General features: G+C 42.1%; 16 protein-coding genes. 7 read left to right on the top strand and 9 right to left on the bottom strand.

Going from position 1 to position 17,347, the window contains the following annotated elements; all coding sequences use genetic code 11:
- Positions 1-34: 34 nt before the first annotated feature.
- Both ACE3PQ_RS00835 and ACE3PQ_RS00840 read left to right on the top strand, forming a co-directional pair.
- Complete coding sequence (locus ACE3PQ_RS00835) at positions 35-880, top strand: putative RNA methyltransferase (protein WP_374294325.1); 846 nt, start codon at positions 35-37, stop codon at positions 878-880.
- A 43-nt stretch (positions 881-923) separates the two neighbouring features.
- Positions 924-1,595 carry an ion channel gene (locus tag ACE3PQ_RS00840; RefSeq protein WP_374294327.1) on the top strand — a complete coding sequence of 224 codons (672 nt, stop codon included), beginning with the start codon at positions 924-926 and terminating at the stop codon, positions 1,593-1,595.
- Positions 1,596-1,735: 140 nt separating this feature from the next.
- Here the strand turns inward: ACE3PQ_RS00840 and ACE3PQ_RS00845 are convergent, their stop codons facing one another.
- From ACE3PQ_RS00845 to ACE3PQ_RS00855, 3 genes are all read right to left on the bottom strand, one after another.
- Positions 1,736-2,371, bottom strand: a complete 636-nt coding sequence (locus ACE3PQ_RS00845; RefSeq protein WP_374294329.1) for a hypothetical protein — start codon at positions 2,369-2,371, stop codon at positions 1,736-1,738.
- 342 nt (positions 2,372-2,713) lie between these two features.
- Entirely contained in the window at positions 2,714-3,160 is a 447-nt protein-coding gene (locus tag ACE3PQ_RS00850; RefSeq protein WP_374294331.1) for a DNA polymerase III subunit chi, read from the bottom strand.
- Between the two features lie 15 nt (positions 3,161-3,175).
- Complete coding sequence (locus ACE3PQ_RS00855; RefSeq protein WP_374294333.1) at positions 3,176-4,636, bottom strand: leucyl aminopeptidase; 1,461 nt, start codon at positions 4,634-4,636, stop codon at positions 3,176-3,178.
- Positions 4,637-4,829: 193 nt separating this feature from the next.
- Between ACE3PQ_RS00855 and lptF the strand changes: the two genes are divergently transcribed.
- The 4 genes from lptF to ACE3PQ_RS00875 all read left to right on the top strand — a co-directional run bounded on the left by lptF (position 4,830) and on the right by ACE3PQ_RS00875 (position 10,189).
- Complete coding sequence (lptF, locus tag ACE3PQ_RS00860; protein ID WP_374294336.1) at positions 4,830-5,930, top strand: LPS export ABC transporter permease LptF; 1,101 nt, start codon at positions 4,830-4,832, stop codon at positions 5,928-5,930.
- Between the two features lies 1 nt (position 5,931).
- On the top strand, positions 5,932-7,002 hold the full coding sequence (lptG, locus tag ACE3PQ_RS00865; RefSeq protein WP_374294338.1) for an LPS export ABC transporter permease LptG: 1,071 nt from the start codon (positions 5,932-5,934) through the stop codon (positions 7,000-7,002).
- Between the two features lie 157 nt (positions 7,003-7,159).
- Positions 7,160-8,704, top strand: coding sequence for a 2,3-bisphosphoglycerate-independent phosphoglycerate mutase (gene gpmI, locus ACE3PQ_RS00870; RefSeq protein ID WP_374294341.1), 1,545 nt, complete (start codon positions 7,160-7,162; stop codon positions 8,702-8,704).
- Between the two features lie 186 nt (positions 8,705-8,890).
- Positions 8,891-10,189 (top strand): S41 family peptidase, encoded by a 1,299-nt coding sequence (locus ACE3PQ_RS00875; RefSeq protein ID WP_374294343.1) that lies wholly within the window; start codon positions 8,891-8,893, stop codon positions 10,187-10,189.
- Positions 10,190-10,571: 382 nt separating this feature from the next.
- Here the strand turns inward: ACE3PQ_RS00875 and ACE3PQ_RS00880 are convergent, their stop codons facing one another.
- Genes ACE3PQ_RS00880 through ACE3PQ_RS00890 form a run of 3 tightly spaced genes read right to left on the bottom strand, consistent with a single transcriptional unit; the run spans position 10,572 to position 14,280 of the window.
- Positions 10,572-12,011, bottom strand: a complete 1,440-nt coding sequence (locus ACE3PQ_RS00880; protein ID WP_374294345.1) for a sigma-54-dependent transcriptional regulator — start codon at positions 12,009-12,011, stop codon at positions 10,572-10,574.
- 31 nt (positions 12,012-12,042) lie between these two features.
- Positions 12,043-13,623, bottom strand: coding sequence for an ATP-binding protein (locus ACE3PQ_RS00885; RefSeq protein WP_374294347.1), 1,581 nt, complete (start codon positions 13,621-13,623; stop codon positions 12,043-12,045).
- Between the two features lie 21 nt (positions 13,624-13,644).
- The gene (locus ACE3PQ_RS00890) at positions 13,645-14,280 is read right to left on the bottom strand and encodes a response regulator (RefSeq protein ID WP_374294349.1); all 636 of its coding nucleotides are present in this window, start codon (positions 14,278-14,280) and stop codon (positions 13,645-13,647) included.
- A gap of 190 nt (positions 14,281-14,470) precedes the next feature.
- On the opposite strand from ACE3PQ_RS00890, the gene ACE3PQ_RS00895 reads away from it, so the two are divergent.
- On the top strand, positions 14,471-15,553 hold the full coding sequence (locus ACE3PQ_RS00895; RefSeq protein ID WP_374294351.1) for a D-alanyl-D-alanine carboxypeptidase family protein: 1,083 nt from the start codon (positions 14,471-14,473) through the stop codon (positions 15,551-15,553).
- Between the two features lie 309 nt (positions 15,554-15,862).
- Here the strand turns inward: ACE3PQ_RS00895 and ACE3PQ_RS00900 are convergent, their stop codons facing one another.
- From ACE3PQ_RS00900 to ACE3PQ_RS00910, 3 genes are all read right to left on the bottom strand, one after another.
- Complete coding sequence (locus ACE3PQ_RS00900; protein WP_374294353.1) at positions 15,863-16,018, bottom strand: hypothetical protein; 156 nt, start codon at positions 16,016-16,018, stop codon at positions 15,863-15,865.
- Between the two features lie 15 nt (positions 16,019-16,033).
- On the bottom strand, positions 16,034-16,909 hold the full coding sequence (locus ACE3PQ_RS00905) for a hypothetical protein (protein WP_374294355.1): 876 nt from the start codon (positions 16,907-16,909) through the stop codon (positions 16,034-16,036).
- Between the two features lie 148 nt (positions 16,910-17,057).
- A partial coding sequence (locus tag ACE3PQ_RS00910; protein ID WP_374294358.1) for an FAD-linked oxidase C-terminal domain-containing protein occupies positions 17,058-17,347 on the bottom strand: 290 nt, incomplete at its 5' end.

The raw sequence follows: 17,347 nt of genomic DNA on the forward strand, positions 1-17,347 counted from the left end.
TATTCAGATTAACCGTTATTGTGGAAAGTAAAATATGTCTGAGCTGTTGATGTGTCCAATCTGCCGAGAAGCTTTGCATCTCGATGGAAAAACGTGGCAATGCGTGAATCGGCATAGCTATGACCAAGCCAAGCAAGGTTATGTCAATCTGCATGTGGTACAGCATAAAAACAGCAAGAGTCCAGGAGATACCCCTGATGCGGTGGCGGCACGTCGTCGATTTCTACAAACAGGTGCATATCAGCCTTTACAGCAAGCAGTCAGCGAATTATTACAATCTATTTCTGCGAAAACACTGTTAGATATTGGCTGTGGTGAGGGTTATTACACGCAAGCGATGGCAGACGTTGTACCACAAGTGGTCGCTGTAGATATTGCCAAAAGTGCGGTACAAACCGCTGCCAAGCAATCACAGCATGGCAATGAGAATAAGAATAATAAAACGCAAGAAATAACATGGGTGGTCGGGACAGGCGCAATGCTTCCTGTACTTGATCAATCGATGGATGTCTGTACCAGTCTATTTAGTCCATTGCCTAAAATGGAAATGCTTCGAGTGTTAAAGAAAAGTGGTAATCTCATCATCGCTACACCTGCACCACAACATCTATTTGCCATGCGTGAAGCTTTATTTGATGAAGTCAAAGCGCATGAGCCTGATAAATTCCTTGCACAAATGGCACCTGAATTTTCACTCGTATCTAAACAAATTATCACCACAGATTTAAATCTTGATCAAAACCAATTAAAAGATCTCATCGCCATGACACCGTATGCGTGGAAAGCCAAAGCAGACAAACGACAAGCCCTAGAAGCGCAGTCATCATTTCAAATCAGTGCGTCATTTTGTTTATTTTTACTGCAAAAGTGCGTAGATTAAACGCTCAGGTTTTCATAAATACTCTAGGGATAGTGCGGTCGCCATGCTTAAATTTTTGCAAAGTTTTAAAAGTTTACCTTCGGCGTGGTTGCTTGCAGTGCAATTGATGATGCTGTTTACCGCACCTTTAACCCATCAGATATTTAACCATCATGCTTTTGCATGGTTTTTGGGTACATTGGCGCTATTGATGGTGGCGCAGATTATTCGAGTCACGGCGATTTATACGGTGATCGGGATGATCTGTGTGATTCCTGCCCTAGTATTGTCGCTTGCCGTGATGCTCGGTGCGGATTCACCAAATATCTTGATTACAGCGCATTTATTTGAGGCTTCGGCGTATCTTTGTGCTGCTTATGGCTTGACCCGTTATATGTTTGATGACCGTTATCTGACTCGGGATGAGCTGTTTGCGGCGGCAAGTGTGTTCACGCTTTTGGTTTGGGCGTTTGCCTTTATGTACAGTGCGTGTCAGCTTTGGGATGTGAATAGTTTTAATTTGGAAAATGGTCAAGCACGCTCATGGGTGGATTTGATATTTATTAGCTTTAGTGTGCAGACAGGCACAGGTCTCAGCGATATCGTGCCACAAAGTGATATGGCACGTGTGCTAGTGTCTTTGCAGATGTTTGGCGCAGTGATGTATTTGGCGTTGATCGTATCTCGATTGATCGCCTTACAATATATTCGCCATGTTCCAAGGAAAAAAGAGTAAAACCTACCATTTAAAACAATAAGCTAAACATAAGAAATTCAATAAGAAGGTTTTAGCAAAAGATTCAAATAGTGGATTCAAGAAAAATGATTCAAGACAAGAGATTCAAGACAAGAGATTCAATCACTGGCTTAAACCCATTACTCCGTATCTTGTTGCTGAGACAAAATCAGCTCAATTTCTTCTTGTGCGGCAGCTTGGAGTTTGGTTTTTAGCTGTTGCAAAGTTTGCTCGATATAAAATTCCGCTTCCAGTTCCAATCGAGTCCGTAAGTCTTGATGCTCTGCTGTTGGCGGTGCGTCATGATGTTGAATGCTATTAAATTGTTTAACGTCTTGAGTGTTAAATTGACGCAAACTGTCTAAGTTCGAAGAAGTGCTTTGTTGATGAAGTTCTTGTGCAAGTTGTTGTAGATAGGCATCTTGATGCTGTGCTTGTTGTTGTTCCTGTGCTTCGAGTTCTGCCACTTGTTTGGCTTCGAGCGCACGCTTTTCGGCGAGAGCGTGTTCTAATTCAGCTTGACGCTGACGTTTACGCTCTTCGGCAAGTCGAGCTTGTTCCGCTAAAATTTGCTGTTCCAATTCGGCATAAGCACGCTCAATGACTTTTTTATTTTTTTGTTGTAAAACAGCATCTTGATATTGCCATTTTGAAATATGTTCAGTCGAGTCCAGAAGATCGCAAATGTGATTGAGCTCATCACAAAATGTTTGGCGAACGGCTTCAGGTGTGGCAAGCCAACGCTGGGTAAAGTTTTCACCGACATTTAGTGCCACGATCGACTCCTCTATGTTTGATCATTAAGAAAAATTAACAGCTATAAATTGATGTGATCTTGGCATCGCTTATAACCATTATATTGAAGAATCAGCGCAATATCGACAAGTACTAGAGGTGGATGTGCATATGTTGGGATTAACCTTCGGTTCGACCTACTTTTCTTTCGGGAAAAGTAGGCAAAACCATTTGTCAGTCGCAAACTCGGTCATATACCAAAACCGATCAAATATCTTGAAAAACGTCATTTTACAAAAATTGCTCTGACCTCGAACAATGCGACTGACGTTCTCACGTATCAGATAGCTTTTACTCGTTGGATATTGAACTTAGTCTATTCATTAAATCTTATGTACCGCAGGTTCAATATTATCCGCCCGATAGGCTTTAAATACTTGGCGGGACAAGATTTTTTCCGCTTCATTATGCCCGACTATTTCGATTAAATGTAGTGTGCCGTGCTTGATTTCTGTTAAATCCAAAGCCTGCCCTGTGAGATTAATACAGACTTCACTGTGTCGTGGCGGAGGATTACAACTAATCAGAATCGGCGTGTTTGACCAATTATGCTGTGCATCGGTTACATTTTTAGTATCTTCAATCAGAAGATGTGGCACAAAACTGGTCGCTGAAAATGTCCAAAGTTGATCATCCAAATGCTGAGCTTGCGCCGTATCACGGCAATAAATCCAAATAGGATGTTTGTGATAAATTTGCTGACACAAACGACAGACCACATCGGTCTGCGTTTGCGAAGACTTTTCAACTAAGTAAAAACTAATTTTCATTCAATTTTTACAGTATTAATTGCTGACACGATTGGCAAGGAATTGCATCAACAGCGGTACTGGACGACCTGTTGCGCCTTTCTGTGCGCCTGAAAGCCATGCCGTACCTGCAATATCCAAATGTGCCCAACGATAGTCACGGGTAAAGCGTTGCAAGAAGCACGCAGCGGTGATCGCACCTCCATAAGGTCCACCGATATTCCCCATATCTGCAAATGGCGAATCTAACAATTCTTGATAATCATCCATCACAGGCAAGCGCCATACACGGTCAAAGGACTGCTCGCCTGCATCAATCAAGGCTTGCGAAAGTTCATTGTCAGGGCTAAATAGACCTGAAAGCACTTTACCGAGTGCCACTACGCAAGCACCTGTTAAAGTTGCAATATCAATCACCAGTTCAGGCTCATAACGTGCGATATAGGTCAAGGTATCGCAGAGTACCAAGCGACCTTCGGCATCGGTATTCAGTACTTCGACGGTTTGACCGCTCATGGTGGTGACGATATCGCCTGGGCGAGTCGCATGACCTGACGGCATATTTTCCGCACAAGCCAGCGCACCAACCACGTGAATTGGTAATTTGCTTTCACATAAAGCACGCATCACACCAAGCACGGTTGCTGCACCACACATATCGAATTTCATTTCGTCCATGGTCGCCGCAGGTTTCAGTGAAATACCTCCTGTGTCAAAGGTCACACCTTTGCCGACGAGGACAACAGGTTTTTGATTTTGTTGCGCATTGTACTCAAGCAAGACGACACGTCCTGAACGCTCCGAGCCTTTACTCACCGCTAAGAACGCATTCATTCCGAGGTCAGCCATTTGTTGTTCATTCAGCACAATCACGTTGAGCAAATCTGGAAATTCACCTGCAAGTTTCAAAGCCTCATCAGCGAGATATTCAGGGAAACAGACATTGCCAGGGGTATTACCAAGATGGCGAGTGAAATGCTGACCTTTTTGAATGGCTTGGAGCAAAGTCAGTTGTGCGCTAACGAGCGAGGTTTGTTCAGCAAAGAATTGGATATTTTTTAAGGTGATTTCTGATTTTTTCGTTTTGAATTGATCATAGGCATAATTCGCTTGAGTCAAAGCTAATGCAAATTGGTAATGCAATGTTTCAGGTAAATTGCTGAGATCAATGGTGATGGTTTCAGCGAGTTTTTGCGTGGCTTTGACAATGCTTTGCGCGAGCTTTTGCAGTTTTGTGCCGTTTAATTGTTCAACGTCACCGATGCCAACCAAAAATAGTTGAGGGAAAGCTTCACTTTGCGCATAGACAGGGTGCAGTTGGTTGAACTTGCCTTCAAATTGACTGAGTTCTAGCCATTGTTCGAGTTGGTTGATTTGACTGGATTGTAATTGATCTGCAAGATTATTATCGTCATTTTTATTTTCTTGGATCAAACGAATGACAGGTTGCACTTTAATTTCAGGCGATAGTAGATCGGTTATTAAGCTTAGTTTCATAAAGTCATCATTATCCTTAGTAGTCATCAGCTTTGATGAGATTTGTGTAAGTGGTGCAACAATATCACCATAATATACCGCTTTATTGAAGCACTGCAAAATAGCACTGGGGCTGACATTCAGGTAAACTAGCACAATTTATGCGTCGTCTGTGGACGCATCGCATGATCCATAAATTTTTGGGAATTTGCCTTTGATTATTACACGTTATTTGGTCAAGCAAGTGGTGACAACCTCATCAGTCGTTGTGGCATTGCTGACCTTAGTGATGCTCGGCGGTCGCTTGATCAAATACTTTGGTGTTGCTGCGCAAGGGCGTATGGATGCAGGGATTTTATTTAGCATCATTGGTTATCGTTTACCTGAATTTTTGACTTTAATTTTGCCACTTGGTTTTTTTGTTGGCTTAATGTTGGTATTTGGACGTTTGTATGTCGATCATGAGATGGCGGTGCTCAATGGGAGTGGTGTCAGTCGTGGGCAGTTGGGGCGAAAATTATTACCACTTGCTACAATCATCATGGCGATACATGTTGCTTTGATGCTATGGATCGCACCGTGGGGGAACCGTTCTTTTGATCATCTCACCACAACGCAAGCCGTGCGCAGTGGCTTTGACATGGTGCGTCCAAAAGAGTTTATTTCTAGCGGTGTGTATACCATCTATGCAGGTGACTTGACTGAAGATCGTCGCAGTTTAAAAGACATTTTTTTCTATCAAAAAGCTAAAAAAGCAGGGCAACCTGATGTGATTATACTCGCCAAAGAAGCACGTCGTGTTGCAGCGGAAAATGATCAAGCCAGTATTGTTGACCTGTATCAAGGAAGACGCTATAGCTTCGTTCCTGGGCAACCAAAATATTTACAGGCAGAGTTTGAAAGCTATCGCTTACGTCTTGAGCCTGAAGATGACGATGAAATTGTGGCGCAGCGCATCGAATCAATGACCATGTCCCAACTATGGCAACGCCGTGGGCAAAGTGATGTGGTGATGAGTGAGCTAGGCTGGCGAATATTTGCGCCGTTCGTGATTCTGTTAGCGTTATTACTTGCTGTGCCCTTGTCAGAGGTCAGTCCACGTCAAGGACGTTATTATCGCTTATTCCCTGCGATTATGATCTTTGCCAGTTTGATCGTGGCACTTATGGCGGTGAAGACACGGATGACCAAAGGTGAACTTGGAATTTGGGCATTTCCTGCGATTCTCATGATTTATACTGTGGTTGGCTTATTCTTTGCAAAAAAGCACAAACTTACGCCAAAAATTAAAAAGCATTTACGAGGAGCGAGCTAATATGTTGTCACGTCGTATACTCGCTCGTCATGTCATCAAAGCAGCTGGTGTTGCGATGATTGGTGCTACAGCGATTTTATTATTATTACAAATGTTGTTCGGCTATCTCGCAGAGCTTGGTGAGCTGAACGAGCATTACAACGCATGGCAAGCTTTTCAGTATATTCTGTGGGATGCGCCGAGCAAATTGCTTGAACTATTACCGATCGGTGCATTGATCGGTTCGGTTGTCGGCTTGGGGACACTTGCTTCGAATAGCGAATTGGTGGTGATGCGTGCTTCAGGGGTAAGCCTGTGGCGCATCGTCGGTTGGGTAATTCGCCCTGCATTACTCTTAATCGTCGTGTCTTTTGCGCTCAGTGAATGGGTCATTCCTTATAGCAATGAACAAGCCAAAGCTGCTCAAAAGGAAAATTATCGCGCATCACTCGGTGAAGTGAGGGGCTATTGGACACGAGAAGGGCAACGCTTTGTACATATTGATTATGCCAATGCAGGCGGACATTTGCGCAATGTGCAAGTGATTGACTTCGATGATAATTACCGCATTGTTTCGACCATTAATGCCGAAGAAGGGCGGTTTAAAGATAATCAAAATTGGACACTCTCAGGTATCAAACAAATTGATATTTTCCCTGAAGGTCATGCACAAAAAACGACACGAACCGAGGAAAGCCTACCTTTAGCACTACAGCCGAAATATGTGCATATGGTGACAGTAAATCCTGAAGATCTTGCGCCAAGTCAATTGATCAGCTTTATGAGCTATATGGATGAATATAGCCAAGTGCCGAAGAAATATGAGCTCGCTTTTTGGAAAAAACTCACCTCACCTTTGGCTTTGATTGCTTTGGTGGTGATTGCTTGTTCGTTTATCTTTGGACCACTGCGTCAACAGTCGATGGGCTTTCGCTTGGTGATCGCACTATTTGTTGGCTTAGGGTTCTATTATTTACAGGATTTCTTAGGTTACGCCAGTTTGATTTATAGTCCATCGGCGGCGTGGTTTGTGCTGTTGCCTATTTTTATGATTTTGGGTGCAGGTGCATTTTTGTTGCATCGGGTGCGTTAACTTCAGATGCGTGCTTGCATTTGGTAAGTTGGCTCTTGCATCAACAGCCCAAGCAGTCGCCAAATGAACAGTATTTGGCGGATGAATTTGTTGTAGAAATTGCGTAAAATTACGTCGATAAAAGACGATGTAAAGATTAAACAGGTGAGATGAAGTCATGGCGGATGTAGCAACACATAAAGTTCCCCACGTTTTGGTGATTATGGATGGCATTGGTCATCGTGAAACGGTGGAAGATAATGCGTTTTTGGCGGCAAAGACACCAAATCTAACGGCAATGAAGCAAAATCATCCGCATAGTTTAATCTCAGGCTCAGGCGAAGATGTTGGCTTGCCTGATGGTCAGATGGGCAACTCTGAAGTTGGACATATGAATCTTGGCGCAGGGCGTGTGCTCTATCAAGACTTTACTCGGATTACCAAAGACATTCGCACAGGGGACTTCTTCGAACATGAAGTCTTAGTCGATGCGGTAGAAAAAGCCAAAGCGACAGGTGGTGCAGTACATATCATGGGATTGCTTTCACAAGGTGGCGTGCACTCGCATGAAGATCAAATCGAAGCCATGTGTGAATTGGCATTGAAACGTGGCGCAACCGTTTATCTGCATGCGTTCCTTGATGGTCGTGATACACCGCCAAGAAGTGCTGAGCCAAGCTTAAAACGCTTTGATACTTTATTTGCGCAGTATCCAAATCAAGGGCGTATTGCCACGATGATTGGTCGCTACTTTGCCATGGATCGTGATAATCGTTGGGATCGTGTTGAGCAGGCTTATCGTCTATTGGCCGAAGGCGAAGCATTACGTGTCGTAGACAGTGCGGTGGATGGTTTAAATCAAGCCTATGCTGCAGATGAAAGTGATGAGTTTGTCAAAGCAACTCGTATCGGTGAACTGGCAACCATCAAAGATGGTGATAGTATTGTCTTTATGAACTTCCGTGCCGATCGTGCCCGTGAACTGACCCGTGCTTTCGTAGAAAAAGAATTTGCAGGCTTTGAACGCAAAACCCTGCCGAACTTAGCTAAATTCGTGATGCTTACACGTTATCAAGCGACCATTGACGCACCTGTTGCGTATATGCCTGAAGAATTGAAAAATTCAATCGGTGAATATTTATCTGATTTAGGTAAAACCCAACTGCGTATCGCTGAAACTGAAAAATATGCGCATGTGACTTTCTTCTTTAGTGGCGGTCGAGAAGACGAATATGAAGGTGAAACACGTATTCTCGTGCCATCGCCAAATGTTGCAACGTATGATCTACAGCCTGAAATGAGTGCCTATGAAGTCACTGACAAGCTTGTTGATGCGATTAATTCAGGTGCATATGATCTGCTCATCGTGAATTATGCCAATGGTGATATGGTTGGTCATACAGGTGTATTCGATGCGGCGGTCAAAGCAGTTGAAGCGGTCGATAGCAGTCTAGGACGTGTCTATGAAGCTGTGATGTCGAATAAAGGGCATATGATTGTCACTGCCGATCATGGTAATGTCGAGCAAATGCAAGACTACGACAGTGGTCAGGTGCATACGCAACATACAACAGAGCACGTGCCATTTATCTATGTCGGACCGACTTCGGCAACGATTGCTGAAAAAGGTATTTTGGCAGATGTGGCACCGACCTTACTGAACCTGATGAATATTCCTGTGCCAACAGAGATGCAGGGGCGTAATCTCATTACTTTGGCTTAAATCGCTGATTTAAGGTGTCGTATCAAAGAAGTTCGCTTTAGCTACTCATTGTGATGAATTGTTAAAGCGACTTACGTGCAGAATAATAATATTGAGTCGATTACATATTTCAGTTGATGTGATCGACTTTTACAGACACTATCAAGGATTGAATTGCGAGAAATCGCCACTGCATAGGACGTGAATATGCCCAACACATCACCACTAATCTTAGTTTTGCTGATGACAGTCTGTGGTGTGTTTCCAAGCTCTGCATTGTGGGCGCAAAGTGATGCAACGCAGAATAATCCTCAGCCTGATAAAGGACTGAATACAAATTCTAATGATGAGGATTTTCGAACTGCGCAGAACGATGTGAGTCAAAGTATAGATGATCAGCTCAGCCTTGACGAAGAAGAGCTCTCAAATCAACCTGATGATGCGAATATCGAAGATATTCCGATTGATCAAATTCGCCAGTTTGTAGAAACTTTCCAATTAGTCAAAAAGAACTATGTGGATAATGTATCGAATGATCAACTGTTCGAGCAGGCGAGTCATGGTCTATTAGAAGGACTAGATCCCTATTCACGCTATCTCAGCAATGAACAATATCAACAACTGATGCAATTTACCGAAGGGCAGATTGCAAAAATTCCATTTCAGTTAGTTTACGTTCCTGAACAACATCAATGGCAAATCAGCGGTATTGCCAATGGTTCCGATGCCTATGAACTCGGCTTACGTAATGGCGAAGTGGTGGAAAGAATAAATAATAATGCTGTGCAATATTTGGATCAACGTACTGTCGATAGTTTGCTTACAGGGTCGCTCGGTAGTATCGTCAAGTTGAAAATCAAACGTGGTAATCGTTCGGTGGTTGCCGATGTCGTCCGGGATCAACAGCTGAACTATGATGTTGAACCGTATTTGACCGATGAGCGTATATTGGTTTTAAAAATTAAAGCTTTTCAGCAAGATACTGTGCAACAAATCCAACATTTCTTAAATATTTATCAGCAACGTACCGCAATTCGTGGTGTGATGATTGATCTTCGAGATAATCCAGGCGGCTTGCTTTCTTCGGCAGTTGAGCTTGCGGATTTGTTTTTGGAAAAAGGTTTAATTGTCAGTACCAAAGGGCGTATTGAGGCGAATCAACAATTCCAAGCTTTAGCCAGTCAAAATCCAGTGACTTATCCTGTGGCAATTTTACAAACTCGCTTTTCAGCTTCTGCTGCAGAAGTCTTCTCAGCAGCATTGAAAGAAAACCAAAGAGCGACTGTATTTGGTGAAACCAGTTATGGCAAAGGTGCTGTGCAAAAGCTTTTTCCATTACAACAAGGCGCAGTGCAATTGACCGTATCGCATTATTTCACCCCAAATGGTCAGATGATCGAAGGCAAGGGTGTTGAAGTCGATCGCAAACTGAATATGAGCGATCTACAGACAGATCGTCAGATTCAAGATGAAGCGAGTAGTCAGTTTGGTCGCATGATTCCTTAAAGGTCGAATTTTATATCAACTGCAACGCTTCGTGTTCTAAATGAAAAAGCTTTTTCTAATGAAACCTGAGTTCGATGAATTGTGTCGTGTATAGTATTGAAAAGCAGAGAATTTTAGGCAAGGTCTTGCGGTTTATACTCGTATTTCGGGATAAACCTTCGGTTCGACCTACTTTCTTTTCGGGGAAAGTAGGCAAAGCCATTTGTCAGTCGCAAACTCGGTCATACACTAAAATTTATCCAATGCCTTGAAGAACGTCACTTTGCGAAATTTATCCTGTCCTCGAACAATGCGTCTGACGCTCTCACGAATCAGACAATTTTTACTCATCTTATGTCGCACTGAGGTTAATGAAGCAAAAAAATACAGAAAACGACGTGCATTATTCCTCTTCATCACTATCGAGTTCAAACTTTTTCAAACGATAACGCAAAGATCGGAACGTCATACCAAGCTTTTTCGCTGCAAGTGTGCGATTCCAATGTGTTGCATCAAGCGCCTGAATAAGCAGACGTTTTTCAATCTCTGCCAAGTATTCTTCTAAGCCTTCTTGAGGAAGCCCTGATTTGCCAAGTTTTGGTAATTCGGGTTGATTTGATGCTTGCACTGACCCTGTAGGATTTGAGCTGATCGGCGACTCAGTGAGATCAGCGCTGTTACTGCTAGCAAGCTGTCTTAAGCCTTGAATATGCTCACTGCGAATAATTTCACCATCGCATAAAGTAACCGCTCGTTCCATCACGTTGCGTAACTCACGCACATTTCCTTCATAGTAGCCTGTAAGTAAATGCGCTTTTGATGTATTCGACAATTGCATTGGTTCCAGTTGCCAATCCTGACAAATCTGCTTTAAGAAGTGCTCAGCGAGGATAATGATGTCGTTGCCACGCTCACGAAGTGGCGGAATATTGACTTCAATAACATGAATACGGAAAAATAAATCTTGGCGGAATACGCCTGTTTGCAACATCTCTGCAAGATTTTTATGTGTTGCGCTCAGAATACGAATATCAACGCTGATTTCTTGATCGCTACCGACAGGGCGGATTTTTTTCTCTTGAATCGCTCGAAGCAGTTTCACTTGCATAGCGAGTGGCAAATCGGCAATTTCATCTAAAAACAGTGTGCCGTTATGTGCCGCTTGAAACAGTCCAACTTTGTCTTGATGCGCACCTGTGAAACTACCTTTTTTATGCCCAAAAAACTCGCTTTCCATCAGTTCTTGTGGAATCGCACCACAGTTTACTGGGACGAAAGGTCCTTCGTTACGATTGCTAAGCTGATGAATCAGTCGTGCGACGACTTCTTTACCTGTACCTGATTCACCTGAAATATAAACAGGTGCTTGTGAGCGAGAAAGCTTGCGCAGCGTGCGCTTTAGATTTTGCATCACTTCAGATTGACCAAGCAGTAACTGATCTTCAATCTGCAAATCTAATGAAGAAATTGGATTGATATTACTATCTAAGGCGTGGGAGAGTAATGCTTTGAGCTGAGTTTGTTGGATGGGTTTACTGACAAAATCAAAGGCGCCTGCTTTGAGTGCAGCAATCGCAATATCGATACTGCCATAGGCACTGATCACCGCCACAGGCAAACCTGCATAATGTTGTTGGATATGTTCGACGATCTGCAAACCATTGCCATCAGGCAGGTTCAGGTCGGTCAAGCAGACATTGAACGTACGCTCGGCAAGCGCTTGCTTGGCTTGTTGGACATTTTCCACGCAAATACTTTCTACGTCTAAGCGCTTCAAAGTCATTTGCATCAAGGTTCTAATATCTTCTTCATCGTCTACGACTAAGGCAATCGCTTGCGCCATCGAGGTTAACCCCTAATATTTCATTAATTTTTTAATCTTCCATCAGTGGACATTCTATACGAAAACACGCACCTTGTGTCTGTGGAATATATTTCAAATGTGCGTGATTCGCCTCACAAAATGTTTTGGATAGATACAGTCCCAAGCCTGTACCATTGACCGCTGTACTATGAAATGGCTCAAATAAATTTTGCAGTTGCGCACTGCTGACGCCAGTGCCTTGATCAATCACGTCGATCATGGTGTAGTCGCCGAGTCGATGTGCTTTGATGTCAATGCGACTGTTTGGAATGTGTTGATGTCCGTGACGGATCGCATTTCGAATCAAATTGATTAAGACTAAACGCAGCTGATGCGGGTCAAAATGAATTTCTGTTTTCGCTTCGATAGTCAGGCGCAAATGTTTTTGTACATCCATCAAGTCTTCACGAATAAAGCTACGTAGCCACGGATATAGGTCGATGTCTTCGGACACGGTTTGATTTTGCCGTGACATGTTTAAAGTATCTTCAATGATGCGATTGATGCGTTTGCATTGCTTACCAATCATCTCTGTCAACGATTTTAAGTCGTCGACAATATCATTCTCAAGTAACTCATTGGCTTGGCTAATCGCAGATAACGGATTGCGAATCTCATGGGCAATACTCGCAGAGAGTTGACCCAGTGATGCAAGCTTTAGACGTTGTACTTGTTGATTGATCTTATCCATACTTTCTATGGTAAATAAGGTCAATTGCTGTGTCTGATTGCGTGTAATGATCGGACGATAGTGAATATTTAGCTCAACACCGATATCAGCGGTATAAATGAATGTGCCTTTGTAGTTTTGTGCTTTGTGGCGAAGTATCTCTTGCAATAGCTTTTCATCAATATGATGCAAGTCTTTGCTTCGGAGCAACATGTCATTCGGTAGTTGTAACAAGTTTTCCGCAGAGCGATTGATGGAAATAATCATGCCTTGCTGATCAAGCACCATAAACCCTGTTTCAAGTTGCTCAATAATGTTTTGATTAATCTGTTGTAACTGAAAAATTGCAGAACGCTGGGTCGTTGCAACGGATTCAATAAACTTCAATCGACGAATACCAATGCGAGCGATGGCATATGTACTTAAGAAAACGAGGGTAATTAGGCTCGATGTACCAATAAAGGCGACATTTCCATCACCAAAAATACTATAGAAGAACTGCTGATAAACCACCGCAATCACACTGAGCAAGGTAATGATCAACGCCTTTCGTGCGGAAAGTAACATCACCGCTGCGAGTACCAACATCATAAATAGCAAGACAATGGCAATATTTGGACCAGTGCTGAGATACAGAATCGCAGTCAAGTGCAAATAATCAATGATCAAATACACAAAAAGCTGTTGGGATAAATATTTTTGTTTATAGCGAAATGTCAGGAAGTTCATCCCACAAATCAGCACATAAGCGATACTCAACACCAAATATGCTTTGGGATGACGAGCACCAATGATCAAATCATTCATACTCACCAATAGAATGGCAAGTAAACCCAGCGCAAGAAATAAACGATATCCCGTGTAAGATGCACCCAAGCGTTTTAGCGTTTCTAACTTATTGAGTTCTTGTAGTTTACTCATGTTGAGGAGATATGGTTGTTTTTAGAGCTTTATTAAACCATAACGCATTGCCAAATGGGTAAGTTTTACATCACTATCCACGTTTAATTTTTCAAAAATACGATAGCGATAAGTATTGACGGTTTTGACACTGACGAAAAGCTTATCAGCGATCTCCTGTGCACTGACACAATTGACCACCATCATCGCCACTTGCATTTCACGTTCAGACAGACTATCGAATGGTGATTGCTGATGATCAGATAGATAAGAACTCGCCAATTGTTCAGCAATATCCGCACTAAAGTATTTGCCACCTTGGGTGACTTTTTTGATCGCACGTACCATCTCGGTCATTGGTGCGCCTTTGGTAATATAACCTTTTGCACCTGCTTTAAGTAAAAGCGAAGGGTAAGGCTCTTCGGATAAACCACTCACAGCAAGGACATGAGTGTTCGGTACAGATTGTAAAAGACGACGTGTCGTTTCTACACCGCCGATCCCTGGCATATTCACATCGAGGAGCACAACTTCAGGTTGTAACTGTCTTGAAAGGAGAATTGCTTCCTCGCCAGACTCAGCTTGTCCGACCACCTCGATCTCAGGATGATCCTCTAGCATGCGACAAATCCCAGTCCGAACGAGTTCATGATCATCAACAACCAGTACAGAGATCACATTTTTCTCCCTAAATTTCAATTTTTTTGTTACATAACGCAAAATTCGCTTGCAATTACATCGTAATTTTAGCGATCCTATAACAGAACCCAACGAATTTGCTAAATGATGTTTGAACAATGATACATGATCAAGCGTCTGGCAAGTCTTTTTTAACGCAGGAAGCGTAGTTTTAATAAAGGTTGTGTCTATGCGTAGAAATCACTCTAGAACCAGACAAGCGATCACTCGGCTGAGTTTGGCAATCGCCACGTCATTTGCTTGTCATTACAGCTTTGCTGAAATCGTCGTTCAGCAGAATTCGTCGAGCAGTGCAAACATTGCATGGTCGGACGCACAAGCAAGTCAATTCTTAAGCGAAGATGAACCAGCGGCACAAGTCACAACGCAAGTGACAACACGCACACAGCCTGCTCAAAAGTCTTCCACAATCGTGCTCAACAATAGCACGCTTGCAAATAAATATCCAACGTCAACAAGTAATTACGGTAATACTTCATACAGTAGCTATAGCTCGGCACAGCCTGATGTTAATGCAAAATCGGCATTGGTGATGGATGCGCAAACTGGTGAAGTGCTGTATGGCAAAAATGTCAACACAGCACGTTCGATTGCCTCGGTGACTAAGTTGATGACAGCGGTGGTGATCGCAGATGCACGCTTAGATATGTCAGAGCGCATTACGTTACAGCCAATCGACTTCGCAGGTGCAGCGGGTAAAAACTCAAGCTCGACGCTACGTGCAGGTGATACGCTGAATCGTGCAGAAGCTTTGCTCTTTGCTCTAATGAAATCTGAAAACCCCGCTGCTGCTGCACTTGGGCGTACCTATCCAGGTGGTAAGAGTGCTTTTGTTTCAGCGATGAATGCTAAAGCACGTGAGCTAGGGATGTATTCTTCGCAGTTTGCAGAGGCGACTGGTCTTGATCCTGCCAACCGTGCGTCGGCTCGTGATTTGGGGATTTTGGTGAGTGCGGCATCACAATATGGTTTGATTCGTCAGTTCTCAACCACACCACATTATGACTTCAATCTTGGCTATCGTGTATTGAAATCAAACAATACAAATGCTTTGGTGCGCAATGGTACGTGGAATATTAATATTTCAAAAACTGGCTTTATCAACGAGGCGGGTCGTTGTGTAGTGATGCACACGACAGTGAATCAACGTCCTGCAATCGTGGTATTGCTCGGTGCATCGAGTAGCTCAGCTCGGACGAATGATGCGAATAATTTGCTGACTTGGGTCAGTCATTTGCCGAAGCGTATCTAACAATTTTATGAGTTCGTAAGTTTTTAAAATCCCAAGTTAGAACTTGGGATTTTTCATTTAAAGAGTTATCTAAGGTTTTAAAGTACCGATATCAGTTTGAATAATTGGAAAAATAATATTTTCAGGGAAATCAGGAAAAAATTCATTCCTTGCTTAGGTCACTGGTGCGAGAAATAATAAAAACACTAGAATATACAGTTGCTTCATTCTTAAACTTTTCCAATAAAAAAGCGCATCAATTGATACGCTTTTAGCAAATTTTGGCAAGAGTTTTGAACATCACTAACGGTTAATCAAGTCGATGTTATTTTAAGCACATTTATTAGCAGAAGAGCCATTTTGTTTTTTATCACTAGTAGAAATAAATAAGCCAGCTAAAAAACCAACTGATTTATGGCGCTTTGCAATTTTATCTGAATTTGATGAGTTTTTTGAGGAAACGATTACTTTAACTTGAGTATTCATAATGTTTTTTCCTTTTTAACGTTTTCTATGTTGAGTCATCGCAAGTAAATATAGCTCCAACTCTATTCTATCTCCGATTTCATCTAATAAGATAGCGAGTTGCTTCGCTTCAGCCTCACTGTTTGGTGAACATAGGTATGTGCCATATGATACGATAGTGAAAACAAATTTGTAAGTAATGCTTTGAATTTTTATTGTAACTGGTTTGCAGTAAATGGAGCCTACGTTATTGGCATTCTCAGATCGACTAGATTTATAAAAAACATTTTGATCAACGCCCTCTTGGAGGTCGGCTAAAAATATTGGTTCGCCCTGTAATATTGCTTGTTGTGCAATGGATGGATTGTTCATTAATTGATTTGGATCGGTGTGTTGGCGTTGTCGATCAAGTTGTAACAAGTATTTCCAGTCAAATATGGTATCAGACGGAGTTGAGTGTGCACCTAGAACAGTCATTTCTAAATGACCGTTTTCTACGCCATAGTATTCAAAAAACTTAACAGCTTGAGCCATAATATATCTGATTTGTTCTTTGGGATGCGTAATTTCATCAAAGAAATTAATTCGCTTAGTTGTTATATCTAAAAGAGAAACTTTATCGTAAAATCGAGTTCTTTTAGCATGAACAATATTTTTAATAAATGACAAAAAATTCTTTAATAGTTGATCATCTTCAAACTTAAGTATGTCTGATTTATAGTTGAGATAAGCTTTATAAATAACACTAATAATGGTTAAAAGCATTAAAATACCATATATCCAAGCGTGCCAGTTTTTATAATCTTTAATCCAAGTCCATTCATCACCCCATATATCTAAAGTGCCATAATACAGACCAAGGAGAATAGCTAGCGCTGAACTTAGCCAAGGAATTTGAAATAATTTCTTCATATTATTCACAAAATATAGAATTGAATTGCATAGTATCACTAGCAGTTTCGAACGGCAGCTTAATCACTTAATATAAAAGCGCATCACCAGATACGCTTTTAGCAATTTTTAGTATGAGCTTCAATCTTTGTAGCTTGAAGTGCTTAGATTACAAATCAAACAACTTGCCTGGATTCATCACATTGTTTGGATCAAAGACTTGTTTTAAAGCTTTCATATAGCCAATTTCAGTATCAGAGCGAGTGTAGTCCAAATAAGGCTTTTTGGTCATGCCGACACCATGCTCCGCCGAGATTGAGCCGTTATATTTCTTCACCGTTTCAAAGACATACTTATTCACCACTTGACATTTTGCAAAGAATTCATCTTTAGATAAATCCGCAGGTTTGAGAATGTTTAAGTGCAAATTGCCATCGCCAATATGCCCAAACCAACAAA

Source organism: Acinetobacter sp., from assembly GCF_041911495.1.
GTDB lineage: Bacteria > Pseudomonadota > Gammaproteobacteria > Pseudomonadales > Moraxellaceae > Acinetobacter.